Source organism: Stenomitos rutilans (assembly GCF_059505485.1).
The window spans coordinates 1-19,000 of the sequence record NZ_JCACKR010000122.1 but is presented as its reverse complement, the minus strand read 5'-3'; the positions used below and the strand labels follow the sequence as shown (position 1 = coordinate 19,000).

The window sequence follows — 19,000 nt, the reverse complement described above, 5'->3', positions numbered from 1 at the left end:
GGCTTGATTGACGGCGCGTCATAAGCTAATAGAATGTCAGCTTTGAGTTGAGAGGTCGATGAGTAGATGAGTGAGTGGGCGATCGTTCTCACTGACGCAGCGACCCATCGACCTCTCATCCCCTCATTTCACCCTTGACAGACTACTAGGTTGCCCTTTTGATGGGGCAAAGTAAACCGAGCCAAGCTAGCAAATTGCATCCACTAACTTTGAAACAAGTTCAGGTAAAAGGTCAGACTTGGAGCAGAAGCAGCGCTAGTCAACGCGTCTGCATCAAATAGCGATCGGGCTTTTGTTTCAATTTCCGTAATGCAACCACCAAAATTTGTAGAGAGAAGCTAGGCTAACGGGTAACTTCTGAGGCAAGAAAGAAAGCAGAAGGCAAAAGGCAAAAGTAATCTACACTTTCAGTCCAACTCATCTCGATTCACTAGGGCGCGTCACCAATTAATTTCAGGAACCTTGAAGTATCAGCCTTACCGCGCTCGTCCTCACAAACCAGGCTAGGGGCTGTAACCCTTGCTACAAAGCCATGTCATGAATCATTGATGACAGCCCCTAGTGATTAACAAATCGGTCACTCGTGACTGATCGCTACTCAGAAATCAAAAGCCTTCTTGCCTCCCCGCTCCCGCCGCTTCCCCTGCCCTCCACCCCCTCTGTCGCCCTTTCCCCACACTCCCTATGCCGCAATCACTTGCAATTTCCACCCACGGGCTAACGAAGCAGTTCGAGCGCCAGATTGCTGTGAATGATGTTGATTTGCAAGTGCATGCAGGGGAAGTGTATGGCTTGATTGGCCCTAATGGCGCAGGTAAGACCACGCTGATTCGTATGTTGGCGATGGCTGAGGAGCCGACCGTTGGCGAGATTTATATCAACGGTGAACAGCTTTTGCGCGATCGCGACAACCCTCACCTCAAGCGGCAGCTTGGCTACCTCCCCGACGATTTTCCGCTGTATGACGACCTCACCGTTTGGGATTATCTGGACTATTTTGCGCGGCTCTATCAATTGCAAGAGCCGCATCGTAGCCGACGTTTGAAGGATGTACTGGAACTAGTGCAGCTTACCCACAAACGTCATAGTCTGATTGCCACCCTTTCAAGGGGGATGAAGCAACGGCTGAGCCTTGCTCGGACGATTATTCATGAACCGCTGCTGCTGCTGCTAGATGAACCTGTATCGGGGCTAGATCCGATCGCTCGTGTGCAGTTCCGCGACATCATCAAGGTGCTGCAAGAAGCTGGCATGACGATTCTGATTTCATCCCACGTATTGAGCGATCTGGAGGAGCTTTGCACCTCAGTTGGCATTATGGAATTGGGTTATCTAGTGGAAAGTGCCCTGCTGAAAAATCTGTACCAACGCCTCAGCCGTCAACAAATTCTGGTGACGACGATCGGCGATTTAGAAGCGCTGCGAGCTGAATTAAATCACTGTCCACAAGTCGATGGCATAGAAGCCTTGTCAGATACTCAGAGTCTTTGCGTGCACTTTTCGGGTGGCGTAGAGGAAGCAGCGGCTTTGCTGCGATCGCTCATTGCTGCTGGCTTTCCTATCACTCAATTCCATCGCACACAAGAAAACCTGGAAAGCATCTTTCTCAAAATGGGGCATCAGCAAACGTCGTAATGGTTGTTGGTTGTTAGTGTGCGGAAGCCAGAAGTCAGGAGTCAGAAGGCTAAGGGCTAAAGGCTAAAAAGCTGACCGCTGATAGCTGACCGCTCAATCAACTCAAAACTCAAAACTTTTATCCCTCACCTCATGCTGTCTAACTGGCTGTTTCAAGTAGGCGATCGCAATCCTCAGCTTTGGCGAGAGGTTAAAGGGCGTGTGAAGTGGAGTAGTGTCTTGGTGGCAGTGGCAGTCTCGCTGGTGGTGCAGTTGCTCATTCTGGGGCGCAACTGGCGGAGTTTTAGTTTCGCTTTCCGTCCAAGCTGGTGGTTTGATGTTTTCGACATGACCACTTCGGTGGCACTGCTGTTCCTGCTCTTTGTAGGAGGCTACTTGCTCGTCATGGATCTGGTGCAAGAGGAGCGGCGAGGCACCCTGGAGTTTGTGCGCTTGAGTCCAGAACCCAGTCACAGCATTTTGCTGGGTAAGTTACTAGGTGTGCCAGCCTTGTTGTACATCGCGATCGCGGCTACCGTTCCGCTTCATCTTTGGGCAGCAGGCAATGCGCGGTTATCGCTACTGACGATCGGGGGAACCTATCTACTGGCTACCGCTTCCTGCGGTGTTGTCTATGCTTTTGCAGTGCTTCATGTGCTAAGTCGGGGTGCTAAAGCTCAGGTTTGGTATGTCTTACCTGTTCCTTGCGTTATCTACTCGGTGCTGTATCTGCTCAAGACGTATGGTTACTTTCAAGACCAACTGGTAAAGGCTCGCCATGTGTTTTCCACTGTGACGTTTGAGCCTAGTGCCAAATTTCTGCTGGTTGTCAGTTTTTGGTTGGTCGCGTTTGCTCTGATTGCATTAACTGCTTGGTGGGAGTGCGTGAAGCGCTTTCGCCGTCCTCACGTATGAAAGAGCATCTTCTTTAATGCCAGCCGATCGCGGCACTGCTTAGAAAGCCGTCTCATGTTTCCCGCTCGTCACTGCTTTTTACCTGGAGCCTTTATTGTCATGACACTCAACTGGTTCGATCGGTGGTTTGACAGATTCAGTTCACGCAATCCTCAAGTCTTTCGTGAACTGAAAGGTCGCCTGAAGCAACGTTACGTTATCCTCACCCTGCTCGGATCATTGACAACGCAGCTTTTGGTGCTGCTGTCTTTTTGGAGCATGTTACCTACTACTAAGTCGCTGGAAGAGTATCCCAAACAATACAATCCGTATTGCACAGGAAGTAGCAGCGGACGTTCACTTACATGCCTGTATGATGCGCTGGGCAATCCACAGATCAACTGGCAAACCTGGTGGTGGGACATATTTCAGGTTCTGAGTTGGGCTTTGCCGGGGGTGCTGTTGGTTGCAGGGGTCTATTTGCTAATGGGCGATCTAAGCAAGGAGGAGCGACGGGGAACGCTGAACTTTATCCGGCTGACCCCACAAACAAGCCAGACCATTTTGTTGGGCAAGCTCTTGGGTGTACCAGCAATTCCGTATCTTGCAGTAGCGCTGGTGTTACCGCTACATCTTATGGCTGCCAAGAGCGCCAGTGTTTCCCTTGCAAATCTTCTGAGCGTTTATCTTCTCACCGGGGCTGCCTGCGCCTGTGCTTGTTGTGCAGCGTTGCTTTATGCCTTGATGGGCTTTCAAGGTTGGATGGGTGCTGTTGCGGTGGCAGTGGCCTACTGGTCTTTTTACCAAGTGCTGCCGGAGACCGAGCATTGGCATCTGCAATGGTTCTACCTGGATAGCGGTCACTATTACGATTTCGGGCTAGTCGTAGCATTGCTAATGCTGGGCGCTGGCACATACTGGCTTTGGCAGGCAACCAATCGACGCTTTCGTAACCCTGCTGTGACGCTGTTGAGCAAGCGCCAGAGCTATTACATGACGCTATGCTTTGAGGTGTGGCTGCTCGGCTTTGCCTTACGCGATTCGTCTGAGTACAGTCGCCCCTTTTACGACTTAATCTTACTGGGCTTTTTCAATCTGCTGTGGTTTCTGGTGCTGATTGCAGCGATCAGCCCATCACGCCAAACGCTACTGGATTGGGCGCGTTATCGACGTGAGCGAGTGGCAAGTGCTAAAAAATTCTGGAGCCGATCGATCTTTAAAGATTTGCTTTGGGGTGAGAAAAGCCCAGCACTGGTGGCGATCGTGCTCAATTTGCTGATTGCGTTTGTGGTGGTCGTCCCTTGGGTGCTGAGTTGGGAGAGTCGGGAAGACCAGTTTAAAGGGTTCGCAACGGTGCTACTGGGTGCAATGTCCGCGCTCATTTGTGCCGTCATTGCCCAACTCCTCATGTTGATGAAGTCTCAGAAGCGGGCCGTTTGGGCAGCGAGTGCGATCGCGGCGGTCATTGTCCTGCCGCCTCTTGTGCTGAGTGTGTTGCAACTCTATCCAGAGAAAGCACCGTTAGCATGGCTGTTTTCGGTCGGTGCGTTTGCTGTGCTAGAGACTGGTGTGTCAACCACAATGGTCTTCACCGCTTTTTTGGGGCACCTGGCTATTCTCACCACGTTGTCATTACGCCTGACCCACCAACTGCAACGAGCCGGAGAATCGGAAATGAAGGCATTACTGGCAGCAAGTCGGAGCTAAAGCTGAAGGCTCAAGGCTGAAGTCTAAAAATTAGGACTTACGCATTTGCCCCCCAAAACCCCAACTTTTGGGGCTTTAATTGGCTCGGTTCCTCCAGCATTGGGGGCTAGGGGGCGAAAGATGACCGCTTTTGCGTAAGTCCTAAAAATTTAGCCTTTAGACCTCAGCCTTTAGACTTGTCTTCTTTAGCGTTTAGCCTTCTCCTAGCTTTTCCGCGTCGGCAGCTTTAGCACTTTTTTCACCAGTTCAGGAATCTGCCAGGGGCGATCGGCAACGGGAATTTTGGCTCGTCGGAACGCATTAATTTTGCTATCTGCAGTGCCAACTTCGGTGCCGAGTTCAGCAATTTGAGAATTGATAATGGCTCCTGCATGCCCCATCCGTCGGCCTTTGGGTGCAGTGCGCCCCGCAACGTAGGCAATGACGGGTTTATCGATCGCCTCGGCAATGTAGTGCGCAGCAGCTTCTTCGCTATCGCCCCCAATTTCGCCTACCAGTACAATCGCTTCTGTGCTGTCATCTTCGTCTAGAATTTGTAACCATTGAGGGAACGAGGAACCGACAATCGCATCGCCGCCAATGCAAACGCCGATCGATTGCCCTAACCCTGCTTGCGTTAGCTCTAACGCAATTTCGTAGGTAAGCGTACCGCTGCGACTAATTAAGCCAACGGGGCCAGGGGTGTAAAATTCACCCGGATGTAACCCCAGTAATAATTGACCAGGCACAATAATGCCAGGACTATTCGGCCCAACCACCAGGGTTTCAGTTGCTTCGGCCTTGCGTAGTAAGCTCACCATGTCCAACGGGGGAATGCCCTCGGTGATTAGAACGATCTGACGAATACCCGCCGCGATCGCTTCCAAGGCTGCATCCAAGGCTGCATAAGGTTGCACAAAAATTACGGTTGCATCAATCAAGCCAACAACCGACAGCGCTTGCTCAACCATGTCAAACACCGGAATGCCCTGTTGAATTGTGCCACCATAACCGGGGCTAACACCTGCAACAACTTGAGTGCCATAGGCCAGCATAAGCGGCGCATACGTTGCACCCAGTGGTTCCGTAATGCCCTGGATAAGGACTTTGCTATTAGGTGTGAAATTCATAGCCGCTGATGATGGAGACGATCGCACCGCAGAAACCCAATACTATCTAGAATGCACAAGAAAAGCGAACTTCGCTGCTACTCAAGTAACAGAACAAGACATTCTGGTACAGGGTACTTGAAGGTAGGAGATTATCCAGGCATGGTCTGGCGATCGACCTGTAAGCACGCCATACGGCACCAAATGCCTCCTCAAAGAATGCCCTAATCATCCACCTTATAGACGCAGCTAGCAAACTTTTCGAGAACCAGACTTTGCTGAGCCAACCCCGATGGTCACTACTTGATCAACAGGCATCTGATACGGAAACTCCGTCCTGATCAGCATCTGAGACACACCGAAAGCCAGCAAGAATTTCGCGGACATGGGGATGATACCAGTTGCGAAACGCGCAGCGCAGAGACGATGGTTGCGTTGCCCAGCTACCACCTTTCAGCACGCGATGGTGCCCATCAAAATACGCTTCAGAATAGCCGCGATAGGGATACGCTTCAAAGCCAGCGTAGCGATCAAACCAGGAAGCCGTCCATTCCCACACATTCCCCAGCATGTCATAGCAACCAAAAGGACTGCTCCCGCTAGGATAAGCATCTACAGGTGTCGTCTGTCTCACAGCATGATTACAGTTACAGTCGTCCTCATTGGGTGCCTCGCCCCAGGGGTAGGTTTGGCGTTGGCGCGCGATCGAGTTCCAGCTTGCGGCTTTTTCCCATTCGGCTTCGGTCGGCAACCGCTTGCCCACAAACCGAGCATAGGCATCAGCTTCGTACCAATTCACTCCACAAACGGGATGCATGGCACGATCCCTAGAGTTTGACCAATAGAGCGGTTGCGTCACTTGGGCCATCTGGAGCCACTCCCACCCCTCTGCTGACCACCAGCGCGAAGTTCGATAGCCATCCGCCGTCATAAAGGTCTGATACTGTTCGCAAGTAACGGGCGTGCGATCGATCCAAAACGTCTCCACATATACCCGGTGCACAGGTCGTTCATTGTCTAACGCCTCGATCGAGTCATTGCCACACTCAAAGGAACCTGCGGGGATGCAGAGCATGGGGGTGGGGAGTGGAGAGTGGAGAGCGGAGGAAGCAGTGGGGGCAGGGGAAGCAGAGGAGGCAGGGAAGTAGGCTAAAAGGTGACTCCTGACTCCTGACTCCTGACTCCTGACTCCTGACCGCTCCTTCATCAACTCCATTACCAGCGCGATCGTCTCTCCATGCTGACTTTCGTGTTGCAGTAACCAGCGCCAGAGCCGTTCTTGCTGCTCCAGCGGGGCTGTTTCTAGATAGTTGAAGACAGCGGTACGAACCGTTTGTAGATACGTTTGCACTTCAGCAAAGTCAGGTAAATAGACACGCTCTGCTTTGGGTAAGGTGTCGGCTGCAAACAACCGTCGATACTCTGGGAACTGCGGTACTAAACCAGCAGCATGCTCCAAAAGCCAGAGGGCTTCTGTATAGGCAATATGACCCAGGTGCCAGCCGATTGGGCTAAAGTCTGGATGCACCTGAAGACAAAACGCCTCGTGGTTGATGGACTGAAACAGCGCGAGCGTCGCCTGACGACATCGTTCCATACCCTGCCGTATCTGACGACGACATGCTTGCAGTCCATCGGGATCGGGCGATCGCTCAGGGGCACGATCGACGTTAAACAGACGGTTAGATTGGGTGGCTTTGGATGTCGAGGTCATGGGTCACCGTAAGGAGGCTATATTCGGGGCAGGCGATCCAGTTGCCTGAAAACAGCGGTTCAGAAGCGACCAGCACCGCTTGCGGAAAGAGTGGATCGTCGCGTAACCAGTAAAGTGATGGGGCGCTAGAACGATTTGCACACCGTGAGGCAACTAGCTGCCGCCCATCACTAATGATGAGATTGGCAGAAAACCTGGTCTGGTACTGTTGCCCCAGATGAAATAACGTCGTGAGCGTTTGATGCATCGCATCGACCAGGGCGATCGCAGGATTAGCTTCTAGCGCATCAACGATCAGGGCAAAAATGTGTTCAGAATCTGTACTGCCTCCAATCGATTGATAAGCAACGTCGTTCAGTCGATCGCGCAGTGGTCGATAAAGCGTTTGCCGGAAATTTTCAATGTAGCCATTATGAACGCCTAAGATGAGACCATGCTGAAAAGGCTGGCAATTGCTAAGGTCGATCGCCTGACCAGGCGTAGCACTGCGGACATTCGCTAAAACACATCTCGATTCCACATAGCGGCTGAGGCTGGGTAGATTGACATCGCTCCAAATCGGTAGCGTATTTTTGTAGGTAAACGGCTCAACGTCCTGCTGCGGGTGGTACCAGCCCAGCCCAAATCCATCGGCATTGAGTAACCCAGCCGTCATCTCGCGGGGCTGGTAACTTTGCACAATCAGCGAATGCTCAGGCTTCGTCAGCAGGCGATCGATTTGCACTGGCGAGCCAAGATACCCCATTAAACGACACATTTAGACAGCGCTCTTTGAATAGGACTTGTAAGGATTGTAACGGTGAGGACGCACCCGCGTCGTAGGAAAGCCATACCAGCACGATTGGTTTTGCTCTATTCTGAGGCATGACATTTTGTGCGCAATTTTAGGTGGTTAATGATCGCTCAACTTTTTTTTGCCTTGCTGATTCTGACATCGGTTGGACTCAACACCCTGGGCCAGACCTTGCTCAAACTTGGTTCGGGCCAAAACCCGCTTAACATTTACTTGATAGCAGGCATCGCAGCCTACGGCTTGAGCACCATTTTTTACGTCTTAGTACTGGGCAAAATCAATTTGTCGATCGCCTACCCAATGGTCATTGGTCTCACCCTGGTAGCAACGACCCTGTGCGGCGCTATTTTGCTAAGGGAAAAAATTCTGACCTTGCATTGGATTGGGCTGGGCTTAATGCTAAGCGGACTTTCAGCGATCGCCCTAGCCAAGGCCTCATCCTGACAAAAGGCCATCGCATCCAACCGCCACCGCTACCTCTGACCTTTTACCTTCTCCTCATCCCCCCTCTCTCCTATCCCCTCACTCACGCATACAGAGATTTAACCCACAGCCATTCCTTTGTTAGCCCTTCTGGCAGCGTGACCTGTGGCTGATAATCTAGAAGCTTTTGTGCTTTTGAGACATCCGCTGCTGTATGACGCGCGTCGCCGATCGCCGATGGCAGCATGTCACGGCGGAGGGGTTCACCCACAATCTGTTCGATCGTCGCCAAAATTTCCATTAGTGAGACCCGGCTGCCTCCGCCAATATTAAACACCTCTCCGATCGCCGCTGAAGTCTCTGCGGCTGCGAGGTTAGCGGCAACGGCATCACTCACAAAGGTAAAGTCTCGTGTTTGCTGACCGTCACCGTAGACCACGATCGAGCCACCTTCTAAAACGGCCTTGAAAAACTTGTGGAATGCCATATCTGGACGCTGACGAGGGCCATAGACTGTAAAGTAACGTAACACCGTCGTTGGCACACCAAAATTGCGGTAGTAAAGCAAACAGAGCCGCTCTCCTGCCAGTTTGGTGATGCCATAGGGCGAGACGGGCTGAGGGCAAATTAATTCATGAGTTGGTAACGTTTCGGCATCACCATATATAGAGGACGAAGACGCGAACACAAAGCGCTTTAGCTGCGTTGCCTCTTTGGCAGCGTCTAAAAGCACCTGAGTGGCATTCAGGTTGTGTTCGGTATAGGTACGAAATCCGCTCCCCCAACTGGCACGAACTCCCGCTTGTGCGGCCTGATGATACACCACATCAACACCCGCCAAGAGCGTAGACCAGTCTACCTGCTGAATGTCTGCTTCCACCAAGTCAAACGAGGGATGCTTGATCAGATGCGACAGGTTTTTGCGCTTTAGCAGCGGGTCATAGTAGTCGTTGAAGTGGTCGATCCCAATCACGCGATCGCCCCGACTCAGCAACGCCTCTGCTAAGTTAGAACCAATGAATCCTGCTACACCTGTAATAATGCTGCTAGTCATGCTGTCTCGATCAATTACGAGTGATCAATTGTTGGGCGCTGGTCTTCTAGTAGAAGGTACTTTTAGTAAAAGATCAAGGAAAGATTTCTTTACAGCGTTTTCGCTGGGCAAGTTCCAGCTTTGCGCTTACGAGTATGGGATGTAGGGTATCGAGCGTAGTGAATGCCAACAAAAATAGCTGTAAGCCATGAGTGCATTCTCTAAAGCAGGCGTTTACAGCTTTGCCTCGCATAAATGGAAGCCAAGTGTCAGGCTTAGAAGCTGGATACAATTTGATTGGTTTTAGCGGTTTGGTTGACTGACAAAACTTTTAGCGATCATCTGCCCCGCTCTGCACTCAAGGGGCGGGCTAAGAGAAGAAAGTCCTCTGTAGGCGTTGCATTCCCAAAGGTAGAGGGCTTCAAGCGTCTTTCAACCCGTTACCCTTTGGGAAGGGAAGCCTGCAACGGGTTTTGCACCGTTAGTCCAGATTTCAATCACGGGTGGGTGAGCAACGGAGCCATCAGCCTTGCAAAACTCTTGTCAGTCAATCAGCTCTAGCGGCTCCTGATCGAATGAGGACTATTCTCAAACATGAAAAGTTTGGCAGGCAAGCATTAGGCGTCCCTCACTGCCATAAGCAACGCGACATACGGCTTCGCCAGCCAAAGCTTCGAGACAATTCTTTTAATCGCTACGGGTCAATTTCCCACTTTTAGAGGCACATGAGGCACAGCAGTCCAAATGGGCACTGTTTAGCGTGACATTCGGTAAACCATTCCCTCAGTCCTCGGAAAAATGGTTGTCCACATGCCACGCCCTGACAGCGTTTGGATAAAGTCGAGCTGAGAAAATTGAGATGTCTAGATAGGTATGCCTGTTTTATGCGATATTCTTTTTGCCAATAAAAAATTCAATCAAAGTAACCAAAAAAGACTGAAACTTTGTTAATCGTTCAAGCAAGTATTGATAAGGCTTGAAATAGTAGCGATACTCTTTTGGAAGTAGAGCCATATGTTTAGATGCAAAATAGCGACGAACAACCTTGGACTTTTCTTCGCTTCTAGCCGCTGTACTTAATGAGATCGCTCGAATCCTATAATCAAATAGAATTTCCGGAACATGATAAAAACGATATCCCTTCTTAGCGATACTCAGCCACAGATCCCAATCTGAATAGCATCCAAAAGGTGTATTTGCGTCATATCCCCCACATTCTTCCCACGCCGACTTGCGAAAAACCGCACATGCATCGATATAATTGTGTCTTACTAGCCAGGCTAGATTGAAATCGGGAACTCTCTGCACACCTCTAAACCCATTGTCAAAGCTAATGCTACTGTAGTCCAAATTAAAATTTAGAAGTTTTTGTGAAGCGTCAATTCCTTCACCAAAACGCTCAACATCACCATAGACAACAGCAACATCGGGAAATCTATCTAAGATTTCAACTCCTTTAGAGATATAGGCAGGTCGAAGTAAGTTATCAGAATCTAAAGGCAGAATATATTCTCCACGTGCTAGCTTGATTCCGTTGTTTCTAGCAATAGCAACCCCCTGATTTGGTTGATCAATCACTCTATAACCATTATTTTTTAGTTCGTTCAGTATCTGGCAAGTCGATGGATCTGTAGAACCATCATTGACAATAAGAATCTCATAGATAGGATCAGGACAGGCTTCAGCGCTTGCTAGCGCTTCTTTGATAAACTGCCCGTCATTAAAGCAAGCAACAATAATCGATAGTCGAATTGTTTTTAGGGTATCCATGACGTAACCTTTATTCTCGCCATTTATCAATTCTGAGAAAATAAATACATTCCGTAGAGAAATGAGTAATTCATAAAAGCTTCACAAATAAGGTCGCCGTACCGCATAGCTAAAGGTACAGCATTTTTTCGTCGGATGAGGTATCGTATAGTGTCCGAGACCCTTACACAGTGAAGCCTATTGAACACGGCATCAATATCAGAACCACTGTGTCAGAACCACTGTGTATGCTTTAAAGCAGTAATAATTTGGCGTAATTTATGACATTGGGCTGTGTTCGGTGAAACCAGCATAAGCAGTACAACGACATTTCTAAGAAATACTCTCTAGAGGATGCATAGAAGTAAGTGTTAATTACTAAGAGTATGAAACTGTGCTGAAAATTTCGTTTTGTAGGTCTTTCCTGAAATATCACTCTCTAGTGACCCACGTTGCTCCTTGCAAGTGGTTCTGGTGTCCAAAGCGCGCTCTAACCAGATTTTATTAACCTGGCAATCAAAAGTCTGACATGAATTGTGAGGTGCCGTATAGCCTTCGGCATTCAAGAAAAGCGACAGCGTCACGCATCAAAACCAAGCTTAAGGGTGCGTAACGATGATGCTCAACACGCCCTACGATCGCAGTATGAAGTAGCCAAAGCCTAAACAACCATTGCTGAGTTGGATAGATAAGATTGCAACGATCGGAACTACAACCTGAAACCCTTTCAGGCACATTAACTACCGTGAGTTCGTATGAACTCTGTTAAACGTACTTATTAGGCATATTAGGAGATAGTCAACTTTGAGTTGAAGTTTAGACAGGTGGATGAGTGGCTGTACGAAAAGACTCCTCGACACATCCGCTCTCTACCGATCGTTTCGATCTTGACAGACTAATGAGAGTGACTGGATAAACTAGTTAAAGACTCGGACGATAGTTAAGGCTCTGGTTCTAACTTGATCGCTGTACGGAATTGATCTGATGCATCACAGATTTGGTTGCAGTGACGACACTCGCTAGGAGCATTGCAGTTAGGGCACCCTCGCAAAAACCGTTCAATATCTTCAATATCAAGCGCCGCAACACCATCAGAAGACTTGTAGCACTTGATTTCAAACGCATTCACTTTCAATGAGCCTTCGTGAGTTGCATAGCATTCTCCACGCTTGGGGCTGAAGTCTAACTTTAAAGACTGCCAGCACACCTTTTCGAGCAATTTTTCTGAAAGCTTGGTCATCCGCAATTAACCTTAGTTACTCTGTTGTCGAAACAATGCAAACGAGACTGGATATCTGCGCCTATTTGCGCCATTGATGTTCGCTTTACGGGTGCTTACCGATCGCCTCATTGTGTCGGCTTCACCTTACGGCACTACCTGAAACTAAATTAGCCTGTCGTTAACAGAGAAATACTAGCCGCTTTGCAAACCTATCTTAGCGGCAAAGCGAAAAGGCCGATCTTTCTACGCAAACAAAAATCACCCTGCTCTCACCCTACTCACTATTAAGGCTACCCAAACAGTATCATTCACCTTTAGCAAAGCATATGTAACTTAACCTAACCATCATTTCAATTCACAAGAGCAGCCCAGCCGTGGACTGTCTCGTAAAAATCCAGATGCCACTTAGCTGAAGTGCCAGCGATTGAACGTTAGATTCAGACCCCAGATATAGCCATCTAAGGTTGCTTGGCGAACGTGTTCTAAAGCAGTCTTCGTCCTCTACACATAAAACCTGAAAAGCTGACTACTGAATGCTGGAGGGGCTAAAGTAGCATACATTTCAAACAGACTTCAAGGGTGTCATCTCCTCGTTATGCAAAGCGCTGCACTCTACATGTATGCTGTCTCATTCGAGTGAGAATGATCAGATCACTCCCTCAACATGCCTTCCCGAAGGGGGATGGATATAATTTTTGATAAAGATAAAGTTGTGTCAGCGAATACATGACGAAGCAGCACTTGACGATAGAACAGGTTCGGTAATTTCTACCGCGTCCAGAGGGAAGTCCGTCTAGACAAAATGTAAAGTTTCTATTACATTCTTGGCTAAGCATTGCTATTCGTTGCTTTTTAATTCGAATTCCTGCACTCAGCTCGAAGCTAGTTGACCCAAATCGTTTGCGGTACGGCAAGCCAACGAAGAGTCCTGAGGTTCCTTTTTCCAGGAGGTATTAAGATATGCGGATCGCTCAAATTGCTCCTCTATGGGAGCGGGTGCCACCTCCAAAGTACGGTGGTACCGAACTGGTTGCTTCTCTTTTAACGGACGAGCTGGTGCGACGTGGTCATGAGGTAACCCTGTTTGCCTCTGGCGACTCAATGACCCTTGCGGAACTGGAAGCGATTCATCCTCGCGCTTTGCGACTTGACAATAGCGTGAAAGAGTACGGCATCTACGAAATGCTGCAACTCAGCCAGGTTTATGATCGCGCTAATGAATTTGACGTGATTCACTCCCACATGGGCTGTGCAGCTCTGGCATATGCAAGACTAGTGAAAACGCCTACGGTTCATACGTTACACGGCATCTTTACACCTGATAACGAGCGGATGTTCAAACATGCGAAGGAACAGCCCTTTGTCAGTATTTCTCATTCTCAGCGAGAGCCAAGACTGGGGCTAAATTGCGTTGCCACGGTCTATAACGGTATTGATACCGACAGTTATACCTTTTACCCTAAGCCCAGTGACCCGCCTTATCTTGCATTTTTGGGAAGGCTGTCACCTGAAAAAGGCACGCATCTCGCGATCGAAATCGCTCAGCGCACAGGCTGGAACTTAAAGATTGCAGGCAAGATTGACCCGGTCGATGTGGAGTATTACGAAACACAGCTGAAGCCACATATCGACGGCACTCAGATTGAATATCTTGGCGAGGCCAACCACCAGCAAAAGAACGTGCTGATGGGTAATGCTGTGGCAACCCTCTTTCCAATTACGTGGCGTGAACCGTTTGGGCTGGTGATGGTGGAGTCGATGGCCTCTGGGACACCCGTGATTGCGATGGAGCTTGGCTCCGCAACAGAAGTGATCAAGCACGGCAAAACAGGGTTCCTTTGTCAGAATGTGGATGAATGTATTGCCGCATTAGACCAGGTTTTGACGATCGACCGTCGGGTTTGCCGTGAACGTGTTGTCAACCATTTCAGCGTACAGCGGATGGTTGATGGGTACGAGGCCGTTTATCAGCAACTCATTGAGGCCCGCTTTGCGAAAAATGGGCATGTTCGCAGTTTGGCGACGCTCGGTAAGTAACGCGTTTGTGATATGGGTGGAGGCATTAGCTTCCACCTTTTTGTTGTGAGGTGAAAGTATGATCAGTTTCAACAGCGCAAAATCCGTTTCATCGTCTGTGATACCGACCAATCAGGCGTATGTGTCTTCTCGCAAGATGGTGCCGCCCCGACAGGCGATCGCGTTGATCTCGGAGCATGGCGATCCAGCCGCAGAGATTGGTAAAGATGCGGCTGGTGGACAAAACGTTTACGTGCGGCAGGTGGGTGAAGCCTTGGCAAAGCTGGGCTGGCAGGTAGATATGTTTACCCGCAAAACCAAGCCAGATGATGCCGCGATCGTGCAACATGCACCCCACTGCCGCACGATTCGGCTTGTAGCAGGCCCCGAACAGTTTATTCCCCGCGACGAACTGTTTGCTTACATGCCAGAGTTTGTTGCTGCGTTTCAAGCGTTCCAGAGCAAGGAAGGCACCCATTACCCTTTGATTCACACCAATTACTGGATGTCTGCCTGGGTTGGGTTACAGCTCAAGCAACAAAGTAATATTCAACTGATCCACACTTACCATTCGCTAGGCGCGATCAAATATCAAACCGTGCCAACCCGACCCGCGATCGCCGATACGCGACTGGCGATCGAGCAGCAAGTGTTAGAACAAGCAGACTGCATTGTGGCAACCAGTCCTCAAGAGCAAGAGGCCCTGCGCACTCTAGTTTCAGAACGGGGATATGTTGAAGTCATTCCTTGTGGTACCGATGTCAGCAACTTCCACACCATGCCCAAAACAGAGGCCAGAGCCGCACTGGGGTTTGGGTCTAATGAGTCGATCATGCTTTATGTGGGACGGTTCGATCCGCGTAAGGGTATCGAAACGCTGGTAAAAGCCTGTGCCCAACTGAAGGCAAACGCAGAGCATGAAAACCGGGCTACTGGCACGGCCTTAAACCCGGCAGCACTGCGGCTTGTGATTGTCGGTGGTCGTGACCCAGACAGTGACGACATTGTGGAATACACGCGCATTGAGCAATTGGTGCGGGAAACAGGTTTGGCAGACCAGACCACCTTTGCAGGACAAATTGGGCACGCCTCACTACCGCTTTACTACACCGCCGCCGATGTTTGCGTCATACCCAGCCACTACGAACCATTTGGGTTAGTGGCGATCGAAGCGATGGCCTGCGGTACACCAGTGGTTGCGTCTGATGTGGGTGGGCTGAAGTTTACTGTGGTACCTGATGAAACAGGCTTGCTAGTGCCACCACAGGATGTTGAAGCATTCACTCAAGCGATCGATCGCGTCTTAACAGACGAACTTTGGGCCAAAAAACTGCGGCGACAAGCGCCAATCCGTGTTCAGCGAAACTTTAGCTGGTCGGGTGTAGCTGCCCACCTCAGCGATTTGTACCGACGATCGCTTGCACAATCCATTTCCAATACGCTTTGCTTGGGTAGTCCAGATGTGGGCGGCTTAGACAACAGTCGCGCGGAGAGGACGCAACTGGAACGGCAAGAAGTCTATCCTATTCATGCTGAGATCGCTGCACCTTCGGCACTGACAAAAGTCTCGTAAAGCTTAGAGATGAAGTGATTTTGAGTAGGATGTAATCCCCATGCATCCTACTCAAGCTCATTTCAGGCCAGGACGCCACTCTTAATCAGGATTTGTGTATTTTGACCAGAACCTCCGGAGGTTTAAGCGATTACAGGCGCTACGACGCGTGTTTTTGGTTAAAACCTCCGAGTTTGCGTAAATCCTAAAAAATCTTTTAGAGTTTATCTAAACGGACTCTGAGTTTGACACTATACATCGCATTTGTTCAAGCGCTCTTTCTCGATGTACTTTGTTGGCATTAGATCTGTCAAAAACTGGTCAAGCTATCGGGAGAGCATTACTATCAGAGTGGAGTTTATGGACTAGGTTAGCCGATCGCTGTCCTCTACCTTATTGGGTGATTCTTGTGTCAGAAAGTACAGACAACAGCAAAGAAAAGGAACAGTTCTTCTACCCAACGGCTCGTTACCGGGGTGAGTTCACACCTGAGCATTTAGCCTTTAACGCCAACTTGCAAGAATTTGCTCAACGGGTTTCCCTTATTTGTGGTCTGGAAACAGGTGGCAAAGTGCCTCCAGGTGATGCTTACAAAGAGATTAAGAAGCTCTGGAAGCAGCTTAAAGAGTCGAAAGACGCACTGTTAGAACAAGTGGAGCGAGATAGACCACAATTACCAGATGACGAATAGGCTAAAGCTGGAAATAATCCTTTACGCTTTGTAGGATACGGGCCGCAGCTTTCCCATCGCCAAAAGGATTGACGGCTGTTGCCATCACTTCATAAGCCGCACGATCGCTCAATAGCGTTCCGGCAACGTCTGCAATCTGTTCAGGATTCGTCCCTACAAGCTTTGCAGTCCCAGCAGTGACCGCTTCTGGTCGTTCTGTGGTTTCCCGTAACACTAAAACGGGTTTGCCCAAGCTCGGTGCTTCTTCTTGTAGCCCACCCGAATCAGTGAGCAGCAAGTAACAGCGCTGAATGGCACCAACCAGATCTGCGTAGTCCAACGGCTCGGTGAGAAACACTCTGGGATGGCCGCCCAGTAGCGCTTGTAACGGCTCACGCACGACAGGATTACGGTGTAACGGTAACAGCAGGGCGGTATCTGAAAAGCGATCAAGAATCTTCAGAAAGCCCTGAGCAATGCCTTGCAACGGTTTACCCCAGTTCTCACGTCGATGCACGGTTGATAGCAAGACGCGATATTTCTCCCACTCTAAGTGCGGAATGTTGCAGGATGGCTGATGGGCTGCTGTGGTTAAAAGAGCATCAATCACCGTATTCCCAGTATGGTAAATGGTGCCTAACACGCTCGATCGCTCCAGGTGTTCTACAGCCAACGCTGTGGGTGCAAAATGCAATTGGGTGATTTGCGAGATCAGGCGGCGGTTCGCCTCTTCAGGAAATGGATTGTAGATATCATCTGTACGCAACCCCGCTTCGACATGCCCAACAAGAATCTTTTGATAAAACGCTGCCAGTGCCGCCGCAAAGGCTGTCGTGGTATCACCCTGCACCAAAATCAGTTTGGGTTGAAGCGTCTGAAAAAGCGTTTCTAACCCTCGCAAACTCAGGCAGGTAATATCGCTCAAACTTTGTCCTGGCTGCATGATGGCAAGGTCATGATCCGCCGTCAAATGGAATAGCGCCATGACTTGATCCACCATTTCCCGATGTTGCCCAGTTAAAATGACTTGCGTCTCAAAAAGAGGGCATGCCTTAAACGCTTGAATGACAGGGGCGAGTTTGATAGCCTCTGGGCGGGTTCCCAAAATAATGCTTACTGGGATGGGAGTTTTCTGCATCGAGCTTTGATATGTGACGTGAGCAAGAGCGCCTAGAAAAGGTCATCTTATTTAGTAAGGCCATCTCATTCTACAGAGTAGAGCACTGCATCACAGGCTTAAATTTTGGGTACCTGGGAGGGTAAAAGGCAAAAGGTAAAAGCACAAGGCAGAGGGTAGAAAGCAGACGGTAAGAGGATCGCGCTGAAGATCAGGTTGGCAGAAAAATATATGTGAAGCAAAGCACGGCTTCGTTGTCGCTTATATTGGAGTGCAAAAAACCTATCATCCCAATAAAAAACCCGGCCTTAACCGGGTTCCGAAGCTAATACACTCGCATGTTTGGATAAACGTAAGCGGCATAAGAACCGCGAGTCTTGCGCTAGTAACGCTCGCTTATCCTTTGATGTCGCAGGTAAGGGGGCAAGCGGCATAAGTGGAGGTGTTGCTGGGGTCTGCTTCTCCATGCAACCAACGCAACCAGCTTACTTCTTGGGGGTGCACGCCCTTTAGGGTTAAGAGCGCTGCGCCGAGCATAACGCCAAGCAGGTTAAAGCCAAGGATGGTAGCGGCGACGACTAGAACAGCGCTCACTGGCAAGACGGATTGCAAGACAACGGCTGCTAAAGAGCCGATCGTCACCATCAGAATGATCAGTGGAAAGCCAATTATCAAGAGGCAAACCGTCAGTGCAAAGACCCAAATCAAGAAACTTTTGATAGCCAAAATGTAGTAGAGATCTTTAAAGCTCTGGCTCTGAGAAAGCGTCATATCCATGCTCCTAAGCTAAAAATTAGTTGTTTTAATCGAAATGCTTTTAAGCGATCCCCACACACAGGATCGGAAGTTCTCATAGTATAAAGAGAACGCCGAGGCTAGATGAGTCCCTGTAGAATAAATTTACAGTCTTCGATCATTACTTATCATTGCCTGGAGGCTACAAAGCTCGACAGGTAGGCGTTTCAATTTTTAGCCTGGTGCAAAAGCCCATCTGAACATAATTGTTAAGCGGGGCAAAAGCATAGAGAACTTTATGAAGTTTTTTCTTAAAAGAAGGCGTTGGCCTTTTCGGAGTACGCTTAATTTTTCTTACCGATCGTCGCTATTGTGCTCATAAAGTATGGGTCTCATGGCAGTGCTAAATCGGTTTGTCTGCTTGTGATTGAGTGGTGCATGACAACAAGCAAATCAGTGTTTCCAATGTGTTAATTACCACGCTTTATTGTTACAAAAGCTCAACGCAGTACATAGCTCAATGCCGCAAATTGCCTACTGTTACGCTGTCTACTGTTGCAAAAGCAGATGCTACGAAGAGCTCAACGTTACGAACCGGGGTAGCTGTAAGACACGGTTATAGGACTTACGCACAAGCCATTTTGAGCGATGGATGTTTGAGTTGTTGACACAG

Annotated in this window: 15 protein-coding genes; 7 read left to right on the top strand and 8 right to left on the bottom strand. The window is 49.3% G+C overall.

What is annotated here, in order from left to right:
- Positions 1-684 precede the first annotated feature (684 nt).
- The 3 genes from AC5JLP_RS26305 (at position 685) to AC5JLP_RS26295 (ending at position 4,215) form a co-directional block, all read left to right on the top strand.
- Positions 685-1,635, top strand: a complete 951-nt coding sequence (locus AC5JLP_RS26305) for an ABC transporter ATP-binding protein (protein WP_496070801.1) — start codon at positions 685-687, stop codon at positions 1,633-1,635.
- Between the two features lie 132 nt (positions 1,636-1,767).
- Positions 1,768-2,529 (top strand): ABC transporter permease, encoded by a 762-nt coding sequence (locus AC5JLP_RS26300; protein ID WP_496070800.1) that lies wholly within the window; start codon positions 1,768-1,770, stop codon positions 2,527-2,529.
- Between the two features lie 54 nt (positions 2,530-2,583).
- Entirely contained in the window at positions 2,584-4,215 is a 1,632-nt protein-coding gene (locus AC5JLP_RS26295) for a hypothetical protein (RefSeq protein WP_496070799.1), read from the top strand.
- 203 nt (positions 4,216-4,418) lie between these two features.
- Here the strand turns inward: AC5JLP_RS26295 and AC5JLP_RS26290 are convergent, their stop codons facing one another.
- The 3 genes from AC5JLP_RS26290 to egtC form a co-directional block, all read right to left on the bottom strand.
- Positions 4,419-5,324 carry a succinate--CoA ligase subunit alpha gene (locus AC5JLP_RS26290; RefSeq protein WP_496070798.1) on the bottom strand — a complete coding sequence of 302 codons (906 nt, stop codon included), beginning with the start codon at positions 5,322-5,324 and terminating at the stop codon, positions 4,419-4,421.
- Positions 5,325-5,610: 286 nt separating this feature from the next.
- A complete protein-coding gene (gene egtB, locus AC5JLP_RS26285) occupies positions 5,611-7,017 on the bottom strand; it encodes an ergothioneine biosynthesis protein EgtB (protein ID WP_496070797.1) in 1,407 nt (468 codons plus the stop codon).
- Positions 6,986-7,774: an ergothioneine biosynthesis protein EgtC gene (gene egtC, locus AC5JLP_RS26280; RefSeq protein ID WP_496070796.1), complete on the bottom strand. Its 789-nt coding sequence runs from the start codon at positions 7,772-7,774 to the stop codon at positions 6,986-6,988. Before egtC ends, egtB begins: the two co-directional genes overlap by 32 nt.
- Positions 7,775-7,912: 138 nt before the next feature.
- Here egtC and AC5JLP_RS26275 point away from each other — a divergent pair, with 138 nt between their 5' ends.
- On the top strand, positions 7,913-8,254 hold the full coding sequence (locus AC5JLP_RS26275) for an SMR family transporter (RefSeq protein ID WP_496070795.1): 342 nt from the start codon (positions 7,913-7,915) through the stop codon (positions 8,252-8,254).
- 82 nt (positions 8,255-8,336) lie between these two features.
- On the opposite strand, the gene AC5JLP_RS26270 is transcribed toward AC5JLP_RS26275, so the two are convergent.
- From AC5JLP_RS26270 to AC5JLP_RS26260, 3 genes are all read right to left on the bottom strand, one after another.
- A complete protein-coding gene (locus AC5JLP_RS26270) occupies positions 8,337-9,287 on the bottom strand; it encodes an NAD-dependent epimerase/dehydratase family protein (protein ID WP_496070794.1) in 951 nt (316 codons plus the stop codon).
- A gap of 861 nt (positions 9,288-10,148) precedes the next feature.
- Positions 10,149-11,036 carry a glycosyltransferase gene (locus AC5JLP_RS26265; protein ID WP_496070793.1) on the bottom strand — a complete coding sequence of 296 codons (888 nt, stop codon included), beginning with the start codon at positions 11,034-11,036 and terminating at the stop codon, positions 10,149-10,151.
- Positions 11,037-11,955: 919 nt separating this feature from the next.
- Positions 11,956-12,255, bottom strand: coding sequence for a hypothetical protein (locus AC5JLP_RS26260; protein WP_496070792.1), 300 nt, complete (start codon positions 12,253-12,255; stop codon positions 11,956-11,958).
- Between the two features lie 942 nt (positions 12,256-13,197).
- Here AC5JLP_RS26260 and AC5JLP_RS26255 point away from each other — a divergent pair.
- The 3 genes from AC5JLP_RS26255 to AC5JLP_RS26245 all read left to right on the top strand — a co-directional run bounded on the left by AC5JLP_RS26255 (position 13,198) and on the right by AC5JLP_RS26245 (position 16,496).
- Positions 13,198-14,274: a glycosyltransferase family 4 protein gene (locus AC5JLP_RS26255; protein ID WP_496070791.1), complete on the top strand. Its 1,077-nt coding sequence runs from the start codon at positions 13,198-13,200 to the stop codon at positions 14,272-14,274.
- A 58-nt stretch (positions 14,275-14,332) separates the two neighbouring features.
- The gene (locus AC5JLP_RS26250) at positions 14,333-15,826 is read left to right on the top strand and encodes a glycosyltransferase family 4 protein (protein ID WP_496070790.1); all 1,494 of its coding nucleotides are present in this window, start codon (positions 14,333-14,335) and stop codon (positions 15,824-15,826) included.
- Between the two features lie 388 nt (positions 15,827-16,214).
- Positions 16,215-16,496: a DUF7219 family protein gene (locus tag AC5JLP_RS26245; protein WP_496070789.1), complete on the top strand. Its 282-nt coding sequence runs from the start codon at positions 16,215-16,217 to the stop codon at positions 16,494-16,496.
- Between the two features lies 1 nt (position 16,497).
- Here the strand turns inward: AC5JLP_RS26245 and wecB are convergent, their stop codons facing one another.
- Both wecB and AC5JLP_RS26235 read right to left on the bottom strand, forming a co-directional pair.
- Positions 16,498-17,613 (bottom strand): non-hydrolyzing UDP-N-acetylglucosamine 2-epimerase, encoded by a 1,116-nt coding sequence (gene wecB, locus AC5JLP_RS26240; protein WP_496070788.1) that lies wholly within the window; start codon positions 17,611-17,613, stop codon positions 16,498-16,500.
- 375 nt (positions 17,614-17,988) lie between these two features.
- Positions 17,989-18,363, bottom strand: a complete 375-nt coding sequence (locus AC5JLP_RS26235) for a hypothetical protein (RefSeq protein ID WP_496070787.1) — start codon at positions 18,361-18,363, stop codon at positions 17,989-17,991.
- Positions 18,364-19,000 lie beyond the last annotated feature (637 nt).